The organism is Rufibacter psychrotolerans, from assembly GCF_016924645.1.
GTDB lineage: Bacteria > Bacteroidota > Bacteroidia > Cytophagales > Hymenobacteraceae > Nibribacter > Nibribacter psychrotolerans.
Genome location: NZ_JAFFJV010000003.1, coordinates 146,135 through 165,779, shown reverse-complemented (window position 1 = coordinate 165,779; position 19,645 = coordinate 146,135). Strand labels below are relative to the sequence as shown.

The following is a 19,645-nucleotide window of genomic DNA, read 5'->3' as shown; positions in this document are numbered from 1 at the left end:
TCACCTTGAAAACGGCCTTTCTTCAGTCCTTCTGAAGAAAGGCCGTTTTGTTTTGCCTCTGTCCTGAATTTGCGCTTACATTTACACCTTCCATCTGCTTGTGGCATTGTACCGCTAAACCTCACAAAACCCCTGACCCATGAAGAAACGCTGGCTGGCCTTGTTCTCTGTTTTAGGAACTGTTATCTCCCTGCACTGCCGGGGGCAGGCACCTTCCGTCAATAACATTGTCCCCAAGCCCGTTTCCTACACTGCCACTGATGAAAGACCGGTCACCCTGAGCCGGCACACCGTGATTTTGGCCGATGACGAGTACAAAGCACAAGCCGAGTACCTGCAGGGACTGCTGCTGGACCAGTGCGATCTGGCTCTGGCCATTGCCCCGCCAGACACCAAGGTGGGCCGGCATTCCCGCATTATGCTGGTGCACGACACCATTGAAGCCAACCGGCCCGAGATGTACTGGCTGGAATCTGGTGGACCGGTTGTCAGGATAAAGGCGAGAGACGTGGCGGGCATGGTACACGGCATTCAGACCTTCTTGCAGCTGCTGCCGCTGGGCAAGGTAAAGGAAGTGAAGTTCCCTACGGTAGAGATCAAAGATTACCCAAGGTTTGCCTACCGCGGCATGCACCTGGATGTGAGCCGCCACATCTTCCCCGTAGATTTCCTGAAGAAGTACATTGATTACCTGGCGTTCCATAAATTCAACAACTTCCACTGGCACCTCACCGATGACCAGGGCTGGCGCCTGGAAATTAAAAGTTATCCTAAACTCACCCAGGTAGGCGCCTGGCGTAACTCCACCCTCATCGGGCACTTCAAAGACACCCCCGCCCGCTATGACTCTACCCGCTACGGCGGATTTTACACCCAGGACCAGGTGCGGGAGATTGTGCAGTACGCGGCAGTGCGGGGCATCAACGTAATCCCTGAGATTGATATCCCGGGCCACAGCCGCGCGATTATCGCCTCTTATCCAGAATTCAGCACCAAACCAGACTCGGCCTGGCAGGTGGCCAATACGTGGGGCATGTACAACCGGCAGAACAACGTGCTGGCACCAAATCCGGCTACGTTCAAGTTCCTGGAAACCGTGTTCCACGAGGTAGCCGATCTGTTCCCGTCTGAGTACATCCACCTTGGCGGCGATGAGTGCAGCAAGATGTGGTGGAAAGCCGATCCCAAGACGCAGGCCTTCATGAAAGCCAACGGAATCAAAGACGAGAAAGAACTGCAGACCTATTTCATCAAGCAGGTGTCTGGTTACCTGGCTCAGAAGAACAAGAAAGTCATTGGCTGGCACGAGATCCTGGAAGGCAATTTAGATACTACCGCCGTGGTCATGAACTGGGGCGGGGCCAAGCAAGGGATTGAGGCCGCTCAGCGCCGGCACCCCGTAATCATGTCGCCGGGCAATCCGCTCTACTTTGACAACTACCAGTCCAAAGACCCTAAAGACAGCCTGGCCATCCATGGGTACAACCCTTTAGATGCCGTGTACCACTTCAACCCGGTGCCCGCAGAGTTGCAGCAACTCAAACTGGACCGCTACATTCTGGGGGCGCAAGCCAACGTCTGGACCGAGTACATGGGCTACCCGTCAAAGGTGGAGTACATGGTGTTCCCGCGCATGACCGCCCTGAGCGAAGTGCTCTGGACCGATCCCAAACAAAAAGACTTCGCAGACTTCAAACGGAGGCTCAAAGCAGCCATTCTGCCCCGCTATACCTTCTGGGGAAGCGCCTATTTCAAGGACTTTGAGCGGTGGACCTTAGCCGATAAATAGTGGCTCTGGAAGGCACTAATTCAGTTCTGGCTCCGTTTCAAAAAAGGGGCTCAGAAACAGCAGAAGCTTGAGTCTTGGGGGCAACTTTGTATCTTTACTGGCTACCCATATTTAGTGCCCATGAATTTGCGCTCGGCTAACCTGCTGCTTAACTGCATGCTTACCATCTCGTTCCTGATCTTGATGTGGCGTCTGGAAGACCCTAACATCCTGGTCACCCTCATGGCCTTTCTGGGCTTTATGATGTTTGTGGTGCTGAAGTTCATCCTGGTGCTGCGGGAGCGGAAAAGTAAATCTTCCAAGTAACAAAGGCCTATGGAATCTTTCTTCTTAAACCTTTCACCCGGTAATTCCAACGGCTCTGCGCTGGCAAAGCTGTACCTCTTCATGGCCGTGGTGTTCCTCCTCCTGGGCGGCCTGGGCGTGTACCGGCAGCTCACCGCAGAGGAAGTTGCGGCCACCGTGTACATTTTGCCGGTGGTGCAGCTGCTGCTGGCCGTCTCGTACCTGGTGGTGGCCTGGCGCCGCCGGAAACCCGCCGGTGCCCGCTACGTGCAGGTCACCGAAGAACACCTGGAGCTGAAACTCTCCCTTACCCAGGAGCCGGTCACCTTGCCCTGGAGCAGCATCAGCCTGCTGCGCGTGCTGCCAGACAAGCTCCTGTACAGGCTAAGCAGCGGGCAGACGGGGCAGGTGGAGTTTGACTCCATCCCTGAGGAGTACGAAGAAACAGTGAAAAACGCGATTAGGCAGGCTGGCAAGCGCAAAGGCGTGAGCTTGTAACCAGCGTAAGCAGCTTCAGGAAGAACCAGACGTAAAGAACCAGATCAGGAGCCGAAGGGCGTTTTGGGGTTGTTTGTAGAAAAACAGCCCCAAAACGCCCTTCGGTTTTTTTATTGCCTAAGGCCAAACGGGGTAATCTCTTCAGGAAACGGAGATTCTTTCTTTTCTACAAAAACCAGGTTTGCGCCGGCGAAACATGGATTACAGCCTAAAGGCCCCTGGCAGCGCCGGAGGCAACGTTAACCCTAGCTGAATGTACCCGTAAAAAAGACTGTGCAGGGTAGCCTGTATGCCATCAGTACAAGATCTAAACTATGAAAAACAATCTGTTCTACCTGCTGTTCCTGGCTTGGCTGCACCTGCTGACAGGCTGTGGCGGGGCCTCGCCCGAGACGACCTCGGTAGATGCCGCCGGAGAGCACAACGAGGAGGTGCTGGAAAGCACCGGCAAAGACAACAAGGCAGGCTGGTTTGTGGCCGAGGTGACCAGCGGCGGCCTGTTTGAGGTAGAGATGGGGCGGCTGGCCAGCAGCAAAGCCCAGAGCCCGGCCCTCAAGCAGTTTGGCCAACTCATGCTGGACCACCATACCCAGGCCAACACTCAACTGAAGCAGGTGGCCGAACTCAAGAACCTGATGGTGCCCACCAGCCTGGGCGAAGACCACCAGGAGACTTTCAACCAGGTGCTGGGGCTTTCCGGGGCCGCCTTTGACCGGGCCTACCTGGAGGCCATCATCAAAGACCACGAGCAAACCATAGACCGCTTTGAGGAAATGGCCGACCAGGGCACCGACACAGAACTGAAGAACTTTGCGGCCAGAAACCTGCCCACCCTGCGCGCGCACCTGGCCCAGGCCGAGCAGCTGGAGGAGCAGCTTCAACCATAAACCATTGTGCAGCACGCACTAGACCATATGCGAATGATGAACAGAACTACGGCTTTTCTGCTTGGGTGCCTGGCCTGGGTACTGGCCAGCTGTGCCACCACCGGCACCGGCGGCACTACAGACAGAACCGGTACCGGCACCGGAGGGCCCATCACCACCACCCAGGCCGAAAGGGAGTTTGTGGAGAATGCCGCCAGTGGCGGACAGTTGCGGCTGCAGCTGAGCGAACTGGCGCAGCAGAAAACCTCTAACCTGGAGGTGCGGGAGTTTGCCCGGCTGCTGGCCAAGCAACAGACCACTACCCGGTCTGAGCTCCGGGACATTGCGCAGCAACTCCGGATCACGTACCCAACAGAGCTGAAACAGGCGCATAAAGCGGTGTATGACCGCGTGGCCGGGCTCAGCGGCTCAGACTTTGACCGGTCTTACGTGCGGGAGGTAGAGCAATCGTTCCTGCAGGATATCTCGGTGTACCAGAATGCCGGCTCGGCTACCACCAACTTCGCGTTGCGGGGCCACATCCTTAAAACCACGCCCATTATGCAGGGGCAACTCCGGCTGGCTACCCAGCTTAAGAATATTCTGCCTTAGCGCAGCAGCAGGTTGTTGATGTTGTGTGTTGAATGTAAAACCTAAAGAAGAAAAGTTATGAAAAAGATACTCAGTGTACTGGCCCTGGGGGCCCTGGCGGCAGGAACCGCCTGCAGCCGCATTGATGCCAATACCTCTAACACAGTGCCTACCGCAGACAACTACGCCGCCACGGTAACGGCCACCCATAGCGGAGCCGGCGTGGTGGGCACCACCGCCGATGCCTACGCTACCCCGCCGGCGGCCACTTCCACCGTGCCCGGCACCATGCTCTACGGCACCCGCACCATCACCGAAGCCTCTTTCCTCACCGAGGCCGCCAGCAGCAGCATGATGGAACTGCAGTTGGCCAAGCTGGCTCTGGAGCGGTCGGCGCGCCCGGAGGTAAAGGAATTTGCCCGCATGATCATAGACCACCATACCAAGGCCAACCAGGAACTGACAACGCTGGCCTCTGGAATGAACCTCACGCTACCCACCGCGCTCCTGCCCGATCACCAGAAACTGGTAGACAAACTCTCCAAACTCACCGGTTCTGAGTTTGACAAGAAGTACGCAGATGAGATGGAGGAGGCCCATGAACGGGACATCGCCTTGTTTGAGGTGGTCAGCAACGGTGCCCCAACCACCACCGTGAAGGCCTTCGCCATCAGAACCTTGGCCGTGCTACGCATGCACGAACACCACGCCGACAAACTGGACGACAACGTAGAGTAACATTCCCTGTTCTTAAGAGGAAAGCCTGTCTGTGCAGGCTTTCTTTTTGTAAAGCTAACCCAACCCATGAATGGCCGGTTTACAGGGAACCGGCTTTCAAACAACTTGTATGACTATGCACAAAACTATGAAAAGCCTGCTGGCCGTTGCCTTACTGGCAACCGCCGCCTGCACCAGCACAGACACTTCCACAGACACAGCGGCTGCCACCACTACCGCAGAAACCACCACCATTGCCGATGTGGCCGCCGGGCAAAACCCCACGGGGCCAGGTGGAAGGGAGGCAACCGGTGACCAGATTTTAGACATGCAAGACCCTATGTTCCTCATAGACGCCGGCAGCAGCAACCTGCTGGAAATTCAGCTGGGGCAGCTGGCGGCTCAAAAAGCGACTAACCCCGAGGTGAAGCAGTTCGGGCAGATGATGGCAGACCACCACGCCAACGCCACCAATGAGCTGAAACAGGTGGCCGCGCAGCTGAACGTGACCTTGCCCACTACCTTAACGCAGGAGCACCAGGCCCTTGTAGAAAAGCTGACCGGTCTCACGGGGCCCGAGTTTGACGTGGCGTACATGGATGCCATGGAAACCGCGCACCGGCTAGATATCGCCAAGTTTGAGTTGAAGAGCCAGAACGCTGAGAACAACAGGGTGAAGGAGTTTGCCGCCAAGCACCTGCCCATCCTGCGGTCGCACTTTGAAATGGCCACCCGTCTGGAAGATAAGGTTGATTAACGTCACCTGGTATAGGCAGAACAATCCGCAGCTGGGCTCTTTGGTGGGGCTTTGTACTTGTCACCTTTGTAACCAACCTCCAACTATGAGACAGTCCATGCCGCCCCTGCTTGCCTTACTGTTGCTGGCAAGCCAGGCTTGTACCCAGGAGCAGGGCACCCGCTCCACCACAGACACAGACGCTGCCCGCCCTGAGACCACGCCCAGCCCAACCGCCGCCACCAGTAGCGCAGGCAGCAGCGGAATGGGAGGCGCCACCAATACCCATGCACTCGCCGCAGACACCATTCCGCCAGATTCCGCAAACCGCCCGTAAAATTCGGGGAGGTAGGCAGGGCCTTGTACGTTTCAAAATAGGATTTAATACATGAACGGTGTTAACCAGTTGAGAATTAGGGCGTATAAAGGCAAAACATTCACGAAATAACGAACAGGACTATGAAAAAATTAATGTCATTGTTAGTGTCCGGCGCCATGCTTGCGGGCACCGCCTGTACCAGCACCACCACCGACTCAACCGGCAACAACACGGCTGAAACCGCTACCACCACTACCGGTACCACCATGAGCACTACCACCGGTGGTACTGCAACCGGCGGAGCCACCACTGCAAGCGGAACAACTACTGGTACTACCGGAACAACTGGAACAACTGGAACAACCGCTGGCACAGCAGCCGGAAGCACTACTGGTACCACCGCCGGCACTGCGGCTACCGCCGGGGCCACCGCAGACTTGACAAACATGACCGATGCCATGTTTTTAATGACAGCTGCCAGCAGCAACATGCTGGAACTACAGGCCGGTAAACTGGCCACCCAAAACGCCACCAACGCCGATGTGAAGAAATTCGGGCAGATGATGATTGACCATCACACCAAAGCCACCCAGGAGTTGAAGACCGTGGCCTCCCAGATGAACGTGACCCTGCCCACCACCCTAATGCCACCGCACCAGGCCATTCTGGACAAACTGCAAGGCAAAACCGGCAAAGCCTTTGACGAGGACTACATGGATGCCATGGAAACCGCGCACGACATGGACATTGCCATGTTTGAGCTGAAGAGCAACAACGCCGAGACTCCTACCGTGAAAGCCTTCGCCACCAAAACGCTGCCTATGCTGAGGTCGCATAAAAAGATGGCTACTGACCTGGAAGACCGGGTAGACTAACCCGGCTTCCTTACGCTAAAACTGCCTGGTTTCTGGGGTGTTTTTCTAAAAACACCCCAGAAACCAGGCAGTTTTATTTGTTGAGCATCCCGCAGGAACTGGCGGTCAGATCCTGGGCCCGTTCTGTACAAACCTACCGTTCGGGTGATTGCCGCAGAGGGAGCCAGTATTAACCCCCCGGCATCGGGCTTCGTATAGATTCAATTAATTTGAATACCACGCCAAAACCATGAAAACTATGAAAAAAGAGATGTTGATGATGGCTGCCGCTCTCATGTTAACGGGAGCCGCTTGCTCTACTTATACCTCCAGTACAGACCCAGACGACCTTGGCACCGGTTACGCGCTCTCTGACAACCAGGAAGGCACCGGGAACAACAGCAGCATGGGAGTAGCCGAGGCTAACAACAATGCCACGTTTGACAACCAGGCCACCGGAGCCGCCACCGACAGCACCCGGGCCCGCCCCCAAGCCGACAGCACCGCCCAGCAGAGAGCCGGTGAGTCTGCCCCCATCAGGGTTGGGGTAGACAACCAATAAATAAGGCCTATTCTTAGGCAGTAGCGCCGCACCTACCTGAAAACGGGCGTAAACCTGTTTTTCAGGAGACATACTCCGCAAGCCGAGGCCGGTATGCGGGTTTTGGAGTTTACCACAGAATACCCGCGCCACCGGTGCGGGTATTCTGTTATAGGCAAACCGGCAAAGCAGTTCCGCATCAGGCAATGAAGTAACGGAGAGCTAGACGCTTTGCCCCGGCAATAAAAGCAGATTGTTTTTTAAGCGCCCGAATGTACCTTTGGGCCAAATTTTACAAAAACAATGAAACATATACTGCCCTTATTTGCTGCTTTTACCCTGTTTGCCGGTGTAGCCTGCTCTACCTATACCTCCACCACCGATCCTAACGACAGAGGTTCCGGCACTGCCCTCACGGAAGATGTGGTGACAGACGCGCCTGCCACCGAGGCCCACACCACAGAGCCAGCTGCCACTCCAGCTCCTGTCGACACTGAGGCGAAAGCTGACAGCGCCGCTGCCCCTAAAGCCGAAGAAGCTGCCCATACAGAAGAAGCCGCTCACTAGTAATCTAAAAACTTAGTGTCATTACAGAAGTAAGGGAAGGGTTTCAATGTCAAGGAAATCCTGTTTTTGCTTCCTGGTAAAACAGAAAAGCCTTGCTCCTAGAGCAAGGCTTTTCTGTTTTAGGGCTGTTTCCTAAGAAGAAGCCAGGAAACGCTATTCGGTTTTCTTCTTTCTGCCCGGCGTTTTCTTTTCCTTGACCGGAGCGGCGGCATCTGCCTCAACGGTTTCTTTCTTCTTGCGGCCTCTGGTTTTCTTAACCGGTTCAGCGGGTTCTTCCGGCTCGTCTTCTTCCGGCGTTTCCTCCACGTACACCGGCGCATCCACGTACAGGCTGGTGCTCAGCTCCTCTTTCAGGAAACGGGCAGTATAGCCAATCGGGCTTTCGGCTACTTCTTCCGGCGTGCCCTGGGCTACAATGGTTCCGCCTTTGGCACCGCCTTCGGGCCCAATGTCAATGATATGGTCGGCTACCTTGATCAAGTCCATGTTGTGCTCAATGATCAGTACGCTATTGCCTTTGTCTACCAGGCGGTTCAGCACGTCTGAGAGGTGCTGGATGTCCTGGAAGTGCAGACCGGTGGTAGGCTCATCCAGAATATAGAGCGTACGGCCGGTATCTTTCTTGGAAAGCTCGGTGGCCAGTTTCACGCGCTGCGCCTCACCACCTGATAAGGTCGTAGCCTGCTGACCCAGAGTGATATAGCCTAAGCCCACCTGGTTCAGGGTCTGGATTTTGCGCAGGATACGCGGCTGGTTCTCGAAGAACTCCACGGCGTGCTCCACGGTCATGTCCAGCACATCCGTAATTGACTTGCCTTTGAAACGCACTTCCAGGGTCTCGCGGTTGTAGCGTTTGCCTTTGCAGGTCTCGCAGGGCACGTACACATCGGGCATGAAGTTCATCTCAATGGTGCGCATCCCGGCACCCTCGCAGGTCTCGCACCGACCGCCTTTCACGTTGAACGAGAACCTTCCTGCCGAGTAGCCTCTGATTTTAGCTTCCGGCAAGGACGCGAACAGGCTTCTGATCTCGGTGAACACCCCGGTGTAGGTGGCTGGGTTTGAACGCGGCGTCCGCCCGATGGGGCTTTGGTCCACTTCAATCACCTTGTCAATGTTCTTCAGGCCTTCTATTTCTTTATAGGGAAGCGGTTCGCGCTTGGCGTTGAAGAAATGCTTGTTCAGGATGGGGAACAGCGTATCATGAATCAGAGACGATTTCCCGGAGCCCGAAACGCCGGTCACGCACAGGAACTTGCCCAGCGGCAATTCCAGTGTCACGTCTTTCAGGTTGTGGCCCGTGGCACCGCGCAGAATGAGACTCTGGCCGTTTCCGGCCCGTTTTTGCTTGCGCACCGGAATTCCACGGCGGTGGCTCAGGTAATCTGCCGTTACAGTGCCGCTTTCCATCATCTCCTTCGGGGTACCCGCCGTCACTACCTGGCCGCCGTGCGCCCCCGCACCCGGCCCGATGTCTACCACGTAGTCGGCGTTCAGGATCATGTCTTTGTCGTGCTCCACCACTACCACGCTATTGCCCAGGTCCCGCAGATCTTGCAGGGCTTTGATGAGTTTTTCGTTGTCGCGCTGGTGCAGCCCAATGCTGGGTTCATCCATGATGTACAACACGCCCACCAACTGCGTCCCGATCTGCGTAGCCAGACGAATCCGCTGGCTCTCGCCGCCGGAAAGCGTGCGTACGGAGCGGTGCAGGTGCAGATACTCCAATCCCACGTCTACCAGGAAACCGATCCGCTTGCGAATCTCTTTCAGCAGCTCACGGGCAATAAGGTTCTGGCGCTCGCTCAGGCGTTCTTCCAGGTTCGCCATCCAACCTGCCAGTTCGGCAATGTCCATCTCGGCCAGTTCACCGATGTGTTTGTTGTCCAGCTTGAAGTGCAAAGATTCCTTCTTCAGACGGTAGCCGTTACACTCGGGGCAGGTACTTTGGGTGGTGTATTCCTGAATCCAGGCGCGCACGTTCTCAGAGTCAGATTCCAGCTGCTTTTTGAGGAAACTCATGACGCCCTCAAACACGAATGGCTCTTTCTTGCCTTTGGGGTCTTCCTCTTCAAAACCGTACATGAGCTGGTGCCAAGCCTCGGCAGGAATGTCAGAAATGGGGGCCATCAAGGACAGTTTGTGGCGTTTGAGCAGGGCCGTGATCTGGGTAAAAATCCAGATGTCGCGGTACTCGCCCAGCGGCGCAATGCCGCCCCGGCTGATGCTCAGGCTCTTGCTGGGTACGATAGATTCCTCGGTGAGTTCCTCAATCTCGCCCAAACCGTTACACACCGGGCAAGCCCCGTACGGCGAGTTGAACGAGAAGGTGTTAGGCGCCGGATCATCATAGGCGATGCCGGTGGCCGGGTCCATCAGGTGGCGGGAATAGAAGTGGGTAGCGTTGGTGTCGGCGTCCAGGATGAGCACCGTGCCTTTGCCGTGTTGCAGCGCATTCTGGATGGAGGTGGACAAACGGTAACGGTCCTCAACCGAAGGCACCAGCTTATCAATCACAATCTCGATGTCGTGGATCTTGTAGCGGTCTACCTGCATCTTGGGCGTGAGCTCCACCAGTTCGCCGTCAATACGCGCCCTAATGAAGCCCATCTTCCGGATCTGCTCAAACAGTTCACGGTAGTGGCCTTTCCGGCCTTTCACTACGGGGGCCAGCACAATGGTGCGCTTGCCGCTGAAATGCTCCAGCACGTGCTGCACAATCTGGTCATCGGACTGTTTGATCATCTTCTCGCCGGTCACGTAGCTGAAGGCTTCGGCGGTACGGGCGTAGAGCAGGCGCAGGAAGTCGTAAATCTCGGTGATGGTGCCCACCGTGGAGCGCGGATTGCGCGAGGTGGTTTTCTGCTCAATGGAAATCACCGGCGAAAGCCCCTCAATCTTGTCTACGTTGGGGCGCTCTAGTCCGCCCAAAAATGAGCGGGCGTAGGCCGAGAAGGTCTCCATGTAACGGCGCTGCCCCTCGGCGTAGATGGTGTCAAAGGCGAGCGAGGACTTCCCGCTGCCCGAGATACCCGTGAACACCACCAACTCATTGCGCGGTATTCTCAGGCTGATGTTTTTCAGGTTATGCTCGCGGGCGCCATATACTTCAATGAAAGGCACATCCGCGGTGGAACTATGATTGGCTACAGGCGTAGCGGCAGATTCTTTTGGCGTCATCCGATAGGTTCGGTTTTAAAGAGCAAAGGTAGGCATTCCCGCGCTAGAAACGCAGCGAGCAATCCATCTCTTCTTAACCGAATTTACAGCGGATTAGTTTAGTGGAGGGGTATTAGTTTTAAGTTGTCAGTTGCTAGTTATTAGTGGGAGCGTTTTGGGGCTGTTTTGGGAAAAGGGATGAAAAAGGGGAGTTGTTAGGCAACCGCTGATGGCAAAGACCCTCGCAGGTCTGGAAGACACTGCAAGGTCTTTTGAGTAGGCGCTTCATTACTAGTTACCGCAGAGATCAGCCGTTACTCAAAAGACCTCGTAGTGTGCGAAGCTCCTACGAGGGTCTATGCCAGTTACGTTTCTTAGGTGTCTTCTCTGAAACAGGTGAAGACTAGCCCATCTTTCTATGGCGCGGAAGTTACCTCCGTGCCTTTCTCGCCCAGTTCTTAACAAGGTACATTCTCCCTGATGCGAACTTGCAGCCCAGGAAAGAGAGCAGCCATGCGCGCGGACACGAGCTGCAAGCTCGCGCCAGCGAAATGAATCCTGAAAATCAATTAAATCCAGAAAATCCTGCTTCAGACAGGCGCACTCAAATGCTCCAGCCGTTCACCCGCCAATGTGAGATAGCCCTTCATCAAATCAGCCGTTAAACAGGAGTGCACCGGTAGCACGCCTACTAACTCACCCACTTTAAACTGGGAGAATATTTTTGGGGAAGTGCGCACCACGCCGTGCTCCTGTGAAAGCGATACAACAGCCGTGTCTGGCAAAGGCGCTCCCCAGCCATTCTCCGTGAGCGACACCACCAGCCCGAAGATGACGCTACCATCAGCCTGCGGCAGGGCGTCTTTGGAGAAATGCACGGCACCCCCATAGAGTATCACCTCATTGCGTTCTGGGTGCAGGGCTACCACGGGACAGGCCACGGCTACGGCAATGTCTTGCAGACGGCAGGAGCCGATGAGGTGTTGCATGAGGTCATAGAAAACAAAGTTGCCGGGCCTGATCTCGTCCATGCCCGAGAAATCTTCCATCACGCTACAACTGGGGGTGTCGCCAACGGAGAGTTGCAGGTGGGGCCAGGTGCCGGCATACCGCTCTTTCAGGCTCCGCATCTTTTCCAGCGTTTCGTGGTGAATGGCGGCGATGCTTTCATGGTTTCTGGCTTTGTACGTGTGGCCCGCGTGCGCCAGAAAGCCCAGGAACGGGTGTTGCGGCGTTTGGGCCAGTTCCTGCAAAACGGCATCTAACGCAGCAGTGTCTTCGGTTCTAATGCCGGTGCGGCCGTAGCCGGTGTCTGCTTTCACCCAAATGTTGACGGGTGTTGAAAGCTGCTCACGCAGGAAAACCACGTCATCGGCTGAGGTGATGGTGATATTCAAGGTGATCTGCTGCGCCAGTTCCGTGATTTGGGGCAGTTGCCTGCGGTTCAGCGGAAAAGCCACCGTGATGTCCTGCCAGCCGTGCCGGGCAAAGTACTGCGCCATCTTCACCGACGAAACCGTGATGGCCGTTACGCCTTCTTCCCGGAACCATTCGCCCACCTGCCAGCTTTGGTGCGTCTTGAAGTGAGGCCGCAGCCGTACGTTGTGTCGCCCAGCTTTCTCTGCCATGCGGCGGATGTTGGTGCGGGCAATCTGCTCGTTCAGCAGGAGGGTGGGTTCAGAGATTTGGTCCAGGAAAGACATGGCAGCAGTAGTTGACAGAACCCAAAGATACAGAAGTCTCCGGTTCTCTCAGGGGCGGCTGCGCGGCTATTCTGCCTTGGCCATGGCAGGGGCGCACGGCAAGGGCGCGTATTTGAAGTTGCTGAAATAGGCTCCGCCAGCGGCCATCAAGCCTATTTGTCCTTTTACTGGCTTTTTGGTGGATGGTAGCTTTATTTCTGAAGCGGGTTGGGTGGCGTCGTTCAGGAAAACCCGGGCGGTATTGTCTTGTATGACAATCTTCAGGTGCGTCCAGGCGGCAGGTTTGACCGCATGCGGAGTGCAGGCCGCTGAATTCTGTTTCAAAGCTGCCGCTACCGGATGGGCAGACTCAGGGGAATTGATGGCGTGTAAATTCAGGGTGATGCCGCGGTAAGCTCCATCTGAGGTATACCGGAAAACAATGCCGGCTTCTCCTTTTGCATCATCATCGGCTATGTCTACTTCTATAATGCCCTCATGGTATTTCTCATCGCCATACAGGGCCACACCTTTGCTCATGTACAAGCTTTCCTGGCCCAGATAATGCACCATGCCGCTGCCGCTTGCGGGGAGCTGCCAATTAGCCGAGGAGAAATCACGTTTCAGCTCAACGGGGAAATTGGCCGTTAAAGAAGAGAATGCCAGTCCTAAAAGTAGGTTTTTCATTTTTTTGCCTCCTTTGTTTGAAGTTGAATGTAGCGGAGCAATAAGCTCCTGTGGGTGATACAAAGGTGCAAGCGGAAGCAGAGGGAGAACAGGTCAGTTTACAGGCGTTTATGGTCATTTTGCCAATGCCTGCTCACGGTACGCTTTGGGTGTAAGGCCGCAGCTGGCCCTAAAAAAACGGTTGAAATTGGCAGTGTCTGAGAAGTGCAGGTGATACGCTATCTCAGCCACGGTTTTGGGCGTGTACAAGAGTTCCCGTTTGGCTTCCAGCAAAAGCCGGCCTTTGATCAAGGCAGAGGCAGAGGTGCCGAAATAGCGCTGGGTGATCTCGTTCAGGTAAGCGGGCGTGATGTGCAGCAGATCGGCGTACTCCTGCACCTGGTGCCGTTCCTTGAAGTGCGTTTCCAGCAGTTTCCGGAACGAGTAGATAGCCGCATTTCCCTCGGTGTCAGAATCGGTTTGGTGTTGCTGGGCGAACAGGCGGTTCAGGTGCAGCAGCATCTGGTAGAGTAGCGCCCTGATCATGTGCGGACTATCGTTCTGTAGTTGCCTGAACTCCTGCTCTATGGCTTCCACCTGCTGAATGAACTTCTCAAATTCCGCTGCCGTGGTAACGACCGCATTAGGCCGGGTGGGGTTGTGGAAAAACTGAAAACGGTGCAGAAACAGCGGGTCATTGAAAAACGAAGAGATAAAGCCTTCTTCAAAGAAAAGGGTGTACCCGCGCACGGGCTGCTCTACCCGCCAGCGCCGCACCTGTCCCGGCGAGGTGAAGATGATTTTGCCGGGTTCCAGCGTATGCACCACCTGGTCCAGGCTAAACGTGCCGCTCCCTTCCTGCAGAAACAGCACATCGTAGAAAGACAGCGTGTGGGGCGTGTCATCCAGCACAAAGTTCTTCAGGCTTTCTATGTGCCCCACGTCCAGCAGCAGTTCCGGACCATATTTGTTCCGGAGGAAATCAAAGTGGGGAATGTGCTGGGCAGAGCGGGGCATGGGCGCTAAGACAAATCAAGGTTAATTGGTTAAGCAGAAGCAGGCAAAAGAATCTGCCAGAGCCACCCTGAGGAGCGCGATTCTGGGGCATTTTCTTGAAAACGGGCCAAAATTCACCTGTATATGGAAGTTATGTTGGCTGCATGGTGCTCCCCTTGTTAGGGGTACCGCGTTTAGAGACTGTGCCGGGTTTTTCCTGTTTCATGCGCTTGGGGCCGTACCAGAGCCAGAAGCCGGTGATGGTAAAGATGAGCAGCGCCACGCCCATAATGCTGCTGTACATCACTTTCAAGACGCCGCTATCTACCCCAAACCAACGGTCCAGAATGGTGCCGTCGTGCAGGTTTTCGATAAAATCGGCACGGCGTGATTCCAGGTGCAGCACGTTGCCGGTGGCGGCGTCTAGCTGTACGCCCAGGTAATCTTCCACAAAGAGGAATTTGACGGTGCCTTTGTCGGGGCGCATGTCAATGCGGTCCAGCGTGAGGGAGAGATTGGGCCCCAGGGAATCCTGCACGGCCCGGAAAGCCTTCGCCGTCAGGCTGTCTACCGAGAGCCAGTCTTTGAGATTGGTAGAGGTGCCCTGGTAGGTTTTGGCCAGAATGAGACCGCCGGTGTGTTTCTTCCAGCCCAGGAGCAGCCCGGTAAGGGAAATGACAAAGAAAAACACGAATAGCAGGGCCCCGGTAAGGCGGTGCACTTTCCGGAAGTCGCGCAGCACGCGGGCTTGTCTCTGTCGTTTGGTGGAATCAATCATACGCGGGGGAAAGCAAGGGCAAACAGATCTTCAGGCGGAATGTACAGCCTCTTGCCCTTAAAAGCAAAAGGGGCCCCAAGCGTTTAGGGGCCCTTTTGCCGAAAAAGCGGGTAAAACCTGCTTATTTGATCTCCACCAGTTTGTCTCTAAGTTCCTGCGGAATGTCATTCACAGAAACAATCTTGAGGGTCTCGCCTTGCTGCGGGGCAAAGGCGGTGCTTTGGCTAAGCAGGGCCTGCACGTCTTTCTGGTTGAACTTGTACATGGCGCCGGTGGCCGGGTCCACAATCAGCAGGCCAATCACCCCACCGAAGAGGATGTTGCCGAAGTACCAGCCATTCAGGTCGGCCTCCAAGGTGAGGGTTTTGTCTGAGTAACCCTCTTTGGTGAACTTGATGGCGTAGATTCCTTTTTTGAAAAAGCCGTTACCGGCCTTCAGGGTAACCACGGTAGGCGTTTGCCCGGTGGCCACCTCGCGGCCGTTCCGGTCAGTGATGGTGAACGACGCTCCGTCTGGGGCGCTTGATAGACTGATGGGGTACTTGGTTTTGCTTACAATAGAGGCGCAGCCAGAAGCAAACAGCGTGGTGCCGCACAAAAGCATGAGTAAAGCTTTTTTCATGGTGTTTAAATAAAGGGTTGGTAAGATTTAAAGGTTGTATATGGATTGGGGTGATAGAAGGCTGCAAAAATATAATAATTCTCTATATAGCGTGCGCCTGGTGGGCCCGGCAGGTAAAAAAATCATGGCATAGGTAAAATAAAAAAGAGCCCGGCAGTTTGCGGGCTCTTTTCCTGAAAACAAGGCAAAACCGGCTGACGCCTAGAAGTTGGGCGAGAGCAGGTATTTGCTGTAGAAATCATCAATCACTTTCACGGCATCGGTGGCGTTGTCCACAATGCTGATCAGGTCCATGTCCTCGGGGCTGATGTTGCTCTCCTGGGTCAGCATCACGTCCTTGATCCAGTCAAACAGACCGCCCCAGTAGGCGCGGCCCACCAGAATGATGGGGAAGCGGCCAATCTTTTTGGTCTGGATGAGGGTAATGGCCTCAAACAGTTCATCCAGGGTGCCAAAGCCGCCGGGCATCACAATAAAGCCCTGGGCGTATTTCACAAACATCACCTTGCGTACAAAGAAATAGTCAAAGTTGATGAGTTTGTCTGAGTCAATGTACACGTTGTGGAACTGCTCAAACGGCAGGTGGATGTTGAGCCCTACCGAGCGGCCCCCCTCAGAGTGCGCGCCCTTGTTGCCCGCCTCCATAATGCCCGGGCCGCCGCCCGTGATCACCCCGTAGCCGTGGCGCACCAGTTTGGCGGCAATCTCCTCGGCCATGATGTAGTACGGGTTGTCTGGCTTGGTGCGGGCAGACCCGAAGATAGACACGCAGGGCCCAATCTTGGCCAGTTTCTCAAAGCCTTCCACAAACTCAGACATCACCTTAAAGATCTGCCAGGAGTCGGCAATCTTGATCTCGTTCCAGTCTTTATCGGTGAACGCCTCGCGGATGCGCTTGTCGTCTTCAGAGAGCAGGGGAGCCTCTTGCTTGGCCAGTTTCTTGGCCTCGTGCAGCGACGCGGCTTTGTTGTCATTGGCTTCGGGCTGGCTGATGATGGTGCCGCTGCCGGCGTTGGTTACCTCATCCTGCAGCTGGGTCTTGCTGGTTTTTCTCAACTTCGTCATATATCAATCGGGTATATCGCCTATTTTACGGAAAAGGGCCGAAAAACGGGCGCGTCAAAAAATTATCTATTAAAAAATAGTGAGGACAAACAAAAAGGGTTAGAAAGGCTATTTAGACCTTATGGCAATCACGGGGTCCAGATGGGAAGCAATAACCGCCGGAATAATGCCTGAGAGTACGCCAATCACCACCGATACGCCTAAGCCCAGGAGAATGTTGCCCGGCGTAAGGATAATCTCCAGCGAGCCCATGGGGATGAGGGTGATCAAAGACACCAGCAGGATGCCCACCCCGCCCCCTATCAGGCTCAGGAACACAGACTCAAACAGGAACTGGAACAGGATGAAGAAATTCTTGGCGCCCAGTGATTTTTGGATGCCGATGATGTTGGTGCGCTCCTTCACTGAGACGAACATGATGTTGGCAATGCCAAAACCGCCCACCAGAATGGAGAAGCCCCCAATCACCCAGCCCGCAATGCCAATGATGGAGAACATCTCGCCAATGGCGTCGGCCATCATCTCTGAGCGGTTAATGGCAAAGTTGTCTTCCTCGTAGGGTTTGAGGCCCCTGATGGTGCGCATCTTGCCTTTTACCTCGTACTCCAGGTTCTGCAGGTTCACGTCATCGGCCCGGCCCTTGATCATGAGCGTGGGCTGCACCCCCCGGGGGCCGCTGGCGAACATTTTCCCAAACGCGCCAAACGGCACGTAGGCGTTTTTGTCGTTGGTGGGCATGCCCTCAAAGAGCCCTGCGCCCTGCTTCTCCATCACGCCAATCACCGTGAACTTCTGCCCCCTTATTCTAATGCTGCCGCCCAAGGCGCTGCTGTAGGGGAAAAGGCTTTGGGCCACCTCGGCCCCAATGATGATCACGTTGCGGGAGCCGTCTATTTCCTGCTGGGTGAAGAAACGGCCTTCTTCTATGGGCACCTCGGCCACTTTGTTGAAGTCCTCGGTCACGCCCTGCAGCATGATGCCGCTCATGCTGTTGTTGTGCTGCTTGAAGGTGTTGCCTGAGCGGCGGGCCACCAAGGCCACTCCCTCGTCGTTCTCCAACTGCTCGTTCAGGAACCTGAACTCCCGCGTGGTGGGGGAGGGGCGTTTCATGTATTTCCACCAGGGTATGTCGCCGTCTTTGAAGATCCAGGGCCACTTTTCCACGTAGATGATGCGCTCGCCCACAAAACTCATGCTTTCCCTGATGCTGCGCTCCAGCGAGTCCACAATGGTGAACACCGAGATAATGGCAAAAATACCAATGGTCACGCCCAGCAACGAAAGAATCGTGCGCAGCACGTTGGCCTTGAGGGCCTGCCACGCAAATCTGAAACTTTCAAGTACCAGCCGTAAGTAAATCATTGGAGTGAGCTGCAGGTTTTTACAGGAGGGAAAGAGAACCAGCCCTTTCCGGCCTCGTTATAAAGGTAAACGCTTGGCTTTTAGCGCGGTAGTAGCCTGGCGGCACGGCACGCCCCCTGCCAGCGCGCAGGGTTAAGCGGGCCAAGATACTTAATTTGGCTAAAAGTAAAATAAATTAGTTCAAACTGCCTACCTTTGCGCTCTATTTTTGCCAATATTTTAATACCGTAATATTAAAAATGAAGTTATCAGAGTTCAAGTTTGACCTGCCCAACGAGTTGATGGCCACCCACCCGGCCCAAAACCGCGATGAAGCCCGCATGATGGTTGTTCACCGCGACAGCGGCAAGATAGAGCATAAAATCTTCAAAGACATCATCACCTACTTTGACGAGGGCGACGTGATGGTCACCAACAACACCAAGGTGTTTCCGGCCCGTTTGTACGGGAACAAGGAGAAAACCGGTGCCAAGATTGAGGTGTTCCTGCTGCGCGAGCTGGACAAGCGCATTCATCTGTGGGACGTGCTGGTAGACCCGGCCCGTAAGATCAGGGTAGGTAACAAGCTCTACTTCGGAGACAGTGACCTGGTAGCGGAAGTCATTGACAACACCACCTCGCGCGGCCGTACCATCAAGTTCCTGTATGACGGCCCGGACGAGGAGTTCTACAAAGTGGTGCACAGCCTGGGCGAGACCCCACTGCCCAAATACATCAAGCGCGAGCCCGAGCCCGAGGACGAGGAGCGGTACCAGACCGTGTACGCCGAGGTAACCGGTGCCGTAGCCGCCCCCACCGCCGGGCTGCACTTCACCCGTGAGGTATTAAAACGCCTTGAGTTGAAGGGCGTGGACGTAACGCCTATCACCCTGCACGTGGGCTTAGGTACGTTCCGTCAGGTAGACGTGGAAGACCTCACCAAGCACAAGATGGACTCTGAGCAGTTCTTCGTGACTGAGGAAACCGCCAGAATGGTGAACAAGGCCCTGGATGCCAAGAAACGCGTGTGCTCCATCGGGACCACCACCATGCGGGCCCTGGAATCATCGGTGTCGGCCAACAGCCGCCTGAAGCCTAACGAGGGCTGGACCGATAAATTCATCTTCCCGCCTTACGACTTCAAGATTGCCAATAGCTTGGTGACCAACTTCCACATGTCTGAGTCTACGCTGCTCATGATGGCGGCGGCCTTTGGCGGCTATGAACTCATCATGGAGGCCTACCAGACCGCTATCAAAGAGAAATATAAGTTCTTCAGCTACGGAGACGTGATGCTGATTCTCTAAGCACACGCCCCGTGCAGCAAAACCAAGCCCACCCCAGCCCATGGGGTGGGCTTTTTTGGCCCGTTTTTGCTACATTTGGCAAAAAAACACCCAGTTGGTTTATCGCCTACGCCTTGCTGCAGCCCTACAGAGTTGCTCTGGGTGGCCAGGTAATTGGCAGGGCCTTAACGCTTTGCTTTCCCCCGCGTGTAGTTGGTAGAATAGACTTGTATTGTATTAATATAAATTTGTAATTTGTAAGGCGTATTGCTGCCCTGCCTAAGGGG

Annotated in this window: 20 protein-coding genes; 12 read left to right on the top strand and 8 right to left on the bottom strand. The window is 55.1% G+C overall.

Features of this window, described 5'->3' with window-relative positions; genetic code table 11:
- The first annotated feature begins 139 nt into the window (after nucleotides 1-139).
- From JT718_RS03535 to JT718_RS03485, 11 genes are all read left to right on the top strand, one after another.
- Nucleotides 140-1,789 carry a beta-N-acetylhexosaminidase gene (locus JT718_RS03535; protein WP_205500490.1) on the top strand — a complete coding sequence of 550 codons (1,650 nt, stop codon included), beginning with the start codon at nucleotides 140-142 and terminating at the stop codon, nucleotides 1,787-1,789.
- Between the two features lie 120 nt (nucleotides 1,790-1,909).
- On the top strand, nucleotides 1,910-2,095 hold the full coding sequence (locus JT718_RS03530) for a hypothetical protein (RefSeq protein ID WP_205500489.1): 186 nt from the start codon (nucleotides 1,910-1,912) through the stop codon (nucleotides 2,093-2,095).
- A 9-nt stretch (nucleotides 2,096-2,104) separates the two neighbouring features.
- Nucleotides 2,105-2,572: a hypothetical protein gene (locus JT718_RS03525; RefSeq protein ID WP_205500488.1), complete on the top strand. Its 468-nt coding sequence runs from the start codon at nucleotides 2,105-2,107 to the stop codon at nucleotides 2,570-2,572.
- Between the two features lie 314 nt (nucleotides 2,573-2,886).
- Nucleotides 2,887-3,459 (top strand): DUF4142 domain-containing protein, encoded by a 573-nt coding sequence (locus tag JT718_RS03520; RefSeq protein WP_205500487.1) that lies wholly within the window; start codon nucleotides 2,887-2,889, stop codon nucleotides 3,457-3,459.
- Nucleotides 3,460-3,492: 33 nt separating this feature from the next.
- Nucleotides 3,493-4,050 (top strand): DUF4142 domain-containing protein, encoded by a 558-nt coding sequence (locus tag JT718_RS03515; RefSeq protein WP_205500486.1) that lies wholly within the window; start codon nucleotides 3,493-3,495, stop codon nucleotides 4,048-4,050.
- Between the two features lie 57 nt (nucleotides 4,051-4,107).
- Nucleotides 4,108-4,767 carry a DUF4142 domain-containing protein gene (locus JT718_RS03510; protein ID WP_205500485.1) on the top strand — a complete coding sequence of 220 codons (660 nt, stop codon included), beginning with the start codon at nucleotides 4,108-4,110 and terminating at the stop codon, nucleotides 4,765-4,767.
- A 115-nt stretch (nucleotides 4,768-4,882) separates the two neighbouring features.
- Nucleotides 4,883-5,503: a DUF4142 domain-containing protein gene (locus tag JT718_RS03505; protein WP_205500484.1), complete on the top strand. Its 621-nt coding sequence runs from the start codon at nucleotides 4,883-4,885 to the stop codon at nucleotides 5,501-5,503.
- Nucleotides 5,504-5,588: 85 nt separating this feature from the next.
- Nucleotides 5,589-5,819, top strand: coding sequence for a hypothetical protein (locus tag JT718_RS03500; protein WP_205500483.1), 231 nt, complete (start codon nucleotides 5,589-5,591; stop codon nucleotides 5,817-5,819).
- A gap of 122 nt (nucleotides 5,820-5,941) precedes the next feature.
- On the top strand, nucleotides 5,942-6,676 hold the full coding sequence (locus JT718_RS03495) for a DUF4142 domain-containing protein (RefSeq protein ID WP_205500482.1): 735 nt from the start codon (nucleotides 5,942-5,944) through the stop codon (nucleotides 6,674-6,676).
- Nucleotides 6,677-6,914: 238 nt separating this feature from the next.
- Complete coding sequence (locus tag JT718_RS03490) at nucleotides 6,915-7,217, top strand: hypothetical protein (RefSeq protein WP_205500481.1); 303 nt, start codon at nucleotides 6,915-6,917, stop codon at nucleotides 7,215-7,217.
- Between the two features lie 282 nt (nucleotides 7,218-7,499).
- The gene (locus tag JT718_RS03485; RefSeq protein ID WP_205500480.1) at nucleotides 7,500-7,763 is read left to right on the top strand and encodes a hypothetical protein; all 264 of its coding nucleotides are present in this window, start codon (nucleotides 7,500-7,502) and stop codon (nucleotides 7,761-7,763) included.
- Nucleotides 7,764-7,916: 153 nt separating this feature from the next.
- On the opposite strand, the gene uvrA is transcribed toward JT718_RS03485, so the two are convergent.
- The 8 genes from uvrA to JT718_RS03445 all read right to left on the bottom strand — a co-directional run bounded on the left by uvrA (nucleotide 7,917) and on the right by JT718_RS03445 (nucleotide 18,093).
- Nucleotides 7,917-10,943: an excinuclease ABC subunit UvrA gene (gene uvrA / locus JT718_RS03480; RefSeq protein WP_205500479.1), complete on the bottom strand. Its 3,027-nt coding sequence runs from the start codon at nucleotides 10,941-10,943 to the stop codon at nucleotides 7,917-7,919.
- Nucleotides 10,944-11,512: 569 nt separating this feature from the next.
- Nucleotides 11,513-12,625, bottom strand: coding sequence for an alanine racemase (locus JT718_RS03475; protein ID WP_205500470.1), 1,113 nt, complete (start codon nucleotides 12,623-12,625; stop codon nucleotides 11,513-11,515).
- A 66-nt stretch (nucleotides 12,626-12,691) separates the two neighbouring features.
- Nucleotides 12,692-13,291 carry a 3-keto-alpha-glucoside-1,2-lyase-like domain-containing protein gene (locus tag JT718_RS03470; RefSeq protein ID WP_205500468.1) on the bottom strand — a complete coding sequence of 200 codons (600 nt, stop codon included), beginning with the start codon at nucleotides 13,289-13,291 and terminating at the stop codon, nucleotides 12,692-12,694.
- A 114-nt stretch (nucleotides 13,292-13,405) separates the two neighbouring features.
- Nucleotides 13,406-14,287 (bottom strand): helix-turn-helix domain-containing protein, encoded by an 882-nt coding sequence (locus JT718_RS03465; protein ID WP_205500466.1) that lies wholly within the window; start codon nucleotides 14,285-14,287, stop codon nucleotides 13,406-13,408.
- Between the two features lie 130 nt (nucleotides 14,288-14,417).
- On the bottom strand, nucleotides 14,418-15,044 hold the full coding sequence (locus JT718_RS03460) for a PepSY-associated TM helix domain-containing protein (protein WP_205500464.1): 627 nt from the start codon (nucleotides 15,042-15,044) through the stop codon (nucleotides 14,418-14,420).
- A 121-nt stretch (nucleotides 15,045-15,165) separates the two neighbouring features.
- On the bottom strand, nucleotides 15,166-15,666 hold the full coding sequence (locus JT718_RS03455) for a hypothetical protein (RefSeq protein WP_205500462.1): 501 nt from the start codon (nucleotides 15,664-15,666) through the stop codon (nucleotides 15,166-15,168).
- 201 nt (nucleotides 15,667-15,867) lie between these two features.
- A complete protein-coding gene (locus tag JT718_RS03450; protein ID WP_205500460.1) occupies nucleotides 15,868-16,731 on the bottom strand; it encodes an LOG family protein in 864 nt (287 codons plus the stop codon).
- 108 nt (nucleotides 16,732-16,839) lie between these two features.
- The gene (locus tag JT718_RS03445) at nucleotides 16,840-18,093 is read right to left on the bottom strand and encodes an ABC transporter permease (RefSeq protein ID WP_205500450.1); all 1,254 of its coding nucleotides are present in this window, start codon (nucleotides 18,091-18,093) and stop codon (nucleotides 16,840-16,842) included.
- Nucleotides 18,094-18,332: 239 nt separating this feature from the next.
- Between JT718_RS03445 and queA the strand changes: the two genes are divergently transcribed.
- Nucleotides 18,333-19,379: a tRNA preQ1(34) S-adenosylmethionine ribosyltransferase-isomerase QueA gene (gene queA, locus JT718_RS03440; RefSeq protein WP_205500437.1), complete on the top strand. Its 1,047-nt coding sequence runs from the start codon at nucleotides 18,333-18,335 to the stop codon at nucleotides 19,377-19,379.
- Nucleotides 19,380-19,645: the final 266 nt, after the last annotated feature.

Excerpts from the sequence above, each read along its gene's own strand:
- JT718_RS03455 (WP_205500462.1), bottom strand. The coding sequence starts at position 15,666 with ATGAAAAAAGCTTTACTCATGCTTTTGTGCGGCACCACGCTGTTTGCT.
- uvrA (WP_205500479.1), bottom strand. The coding sequence starts at position 10,943 with ATGACGCCAAAAGAATCTGCCGCTACGCCTGTAGCCAATCATAGTTCC.
- JT718_RS03460 (WP_205500464.1), bottom strand. The coding sequence starts at position 15,044 with ATGATTGATTCCACCAAACGACAGAGACAAGCCCGCGTGCTGCGCGAC.
- JT718_RS03465 (WP_205500466.1), bottom strand. The coding sequence starts at position 14,287 with ATGCCCCGCTCTGCCCAGCACATTCCCCACTTTGATTTCCTCCGGAAC.
- JT718_RS03520 (WP_205500487.1), top strand. The coding sequence starts at position 2,887 with ATGAAAAACAATCTGTTCTACCTGCTGTTCCTGGCTTGGCTGCACCTG.
- JT718_RS03530 (WP_205500489.1), top strand. The coding sequence starts at position 1,910 with ATGAATTTGCGCTCGGCTAACCTGCTGCTTAACTGCATGCTTACCATC.
- queA (WP_205500437.1), top strand. The coding sequence starts at position 18,333 with ATGAAGTTATCAGAGTTCAAGTTTGACCTGCCCAACGAGTTGATGGCC.
- JT718_RS03500 (WP_205500483.1), top strand. The coding sequence starts at position 5,589 with ATGAGACAGTCCATGCCGCCCCTGCTTGCCTTACTGTTGCTGGCAAGC.
- JT718_RS03470 (WP_205500468.1), bottom strand. The coding sequence starts at position 13,291 with ATGAAAAACCTACTTTTAGGACTGGCATTCTCTTCTTTAACGGCCAAT.
- JT718_RS03495 (WP_205500482.1), top strand. The coding sequence starts at position 5,942 with ATGAAAAAATTAATGTCATTGTTAGTGTCCGGCGCCATGCTTGCGGGC.
- JT718_RS03535 (WP_205500490.1), top strand. The coding sequence starts at position 140 with ATGAAGAAACGCTGGCTGGCCTTGTTCTCTGTTTTAGGAACTGTTATC.
- JT718_RS03490 (WP_205500481.1), top strand. The coding sequence starts at position 6,915 with ATGAAAAAAGAGATGTTGATGATGGCTGCCGCTCTCATGTTAACGGGA.
- JT718_RS03515 (WP_205500486.1), top strand. The coding sequence starts at position 3,493 with ATGATGAACAGAACTACGGCTTTTCTGCTTGGGTGCCTGGCCTGGGTA.
- JT718_RS03505 (WP_205500484.1), top strand. The coding sequence starts at position 4,883 with ATGCACAAAACTATGAAAAGCCTGCTGGCCGTTGCCTTACTGGCAACC.
- JT718_RS03450 (WP_205500460.1), bottom strand. The coding sequence starts at position 16,731 with ATGACGAAGTTGAGAAAAACCAGCAAGACCCAGCTGCAGGATGAGGTA.
- JT718_RS03445 (WP_205500450.1), bottom strand. The coding sequence starts at position 18,093 with ATGATTTACTTACGGCTGGTACTTGAAAGTTTCAGATTTGCGTGGCAG.
- JT718_RS03510 (WP_205500485.1), top strand. The coding sequence starts at position 4,108 with ATGAAAAAGATACTCAGTGTACTGGCCCTGGGGGCCCTGGCGGCAGGA.
- JT718_RS03485 (WP_205500480.1), top strand. The coding sequence starts at position 7,500 with ATGAAACATATACTGCCCTTATTTGCTGCTTTTACCCTGTTTGCCGGT.
- JT718_RS03525 (WP_205500488.1), top strand. The coding sequence starts at position 2,105 with ATGGAATCTTTCTTCTTAAACCTTTCACCCGGTAATTCCAACGGCTCT.
- JT718_RS03475 (WP_205500470.1), bottom strand. The coding sequence starts at position 12,625 with ATGTCTTTCCTGGACCAAATCTCTGAACCCACCCTCCTGCTGAACGAG.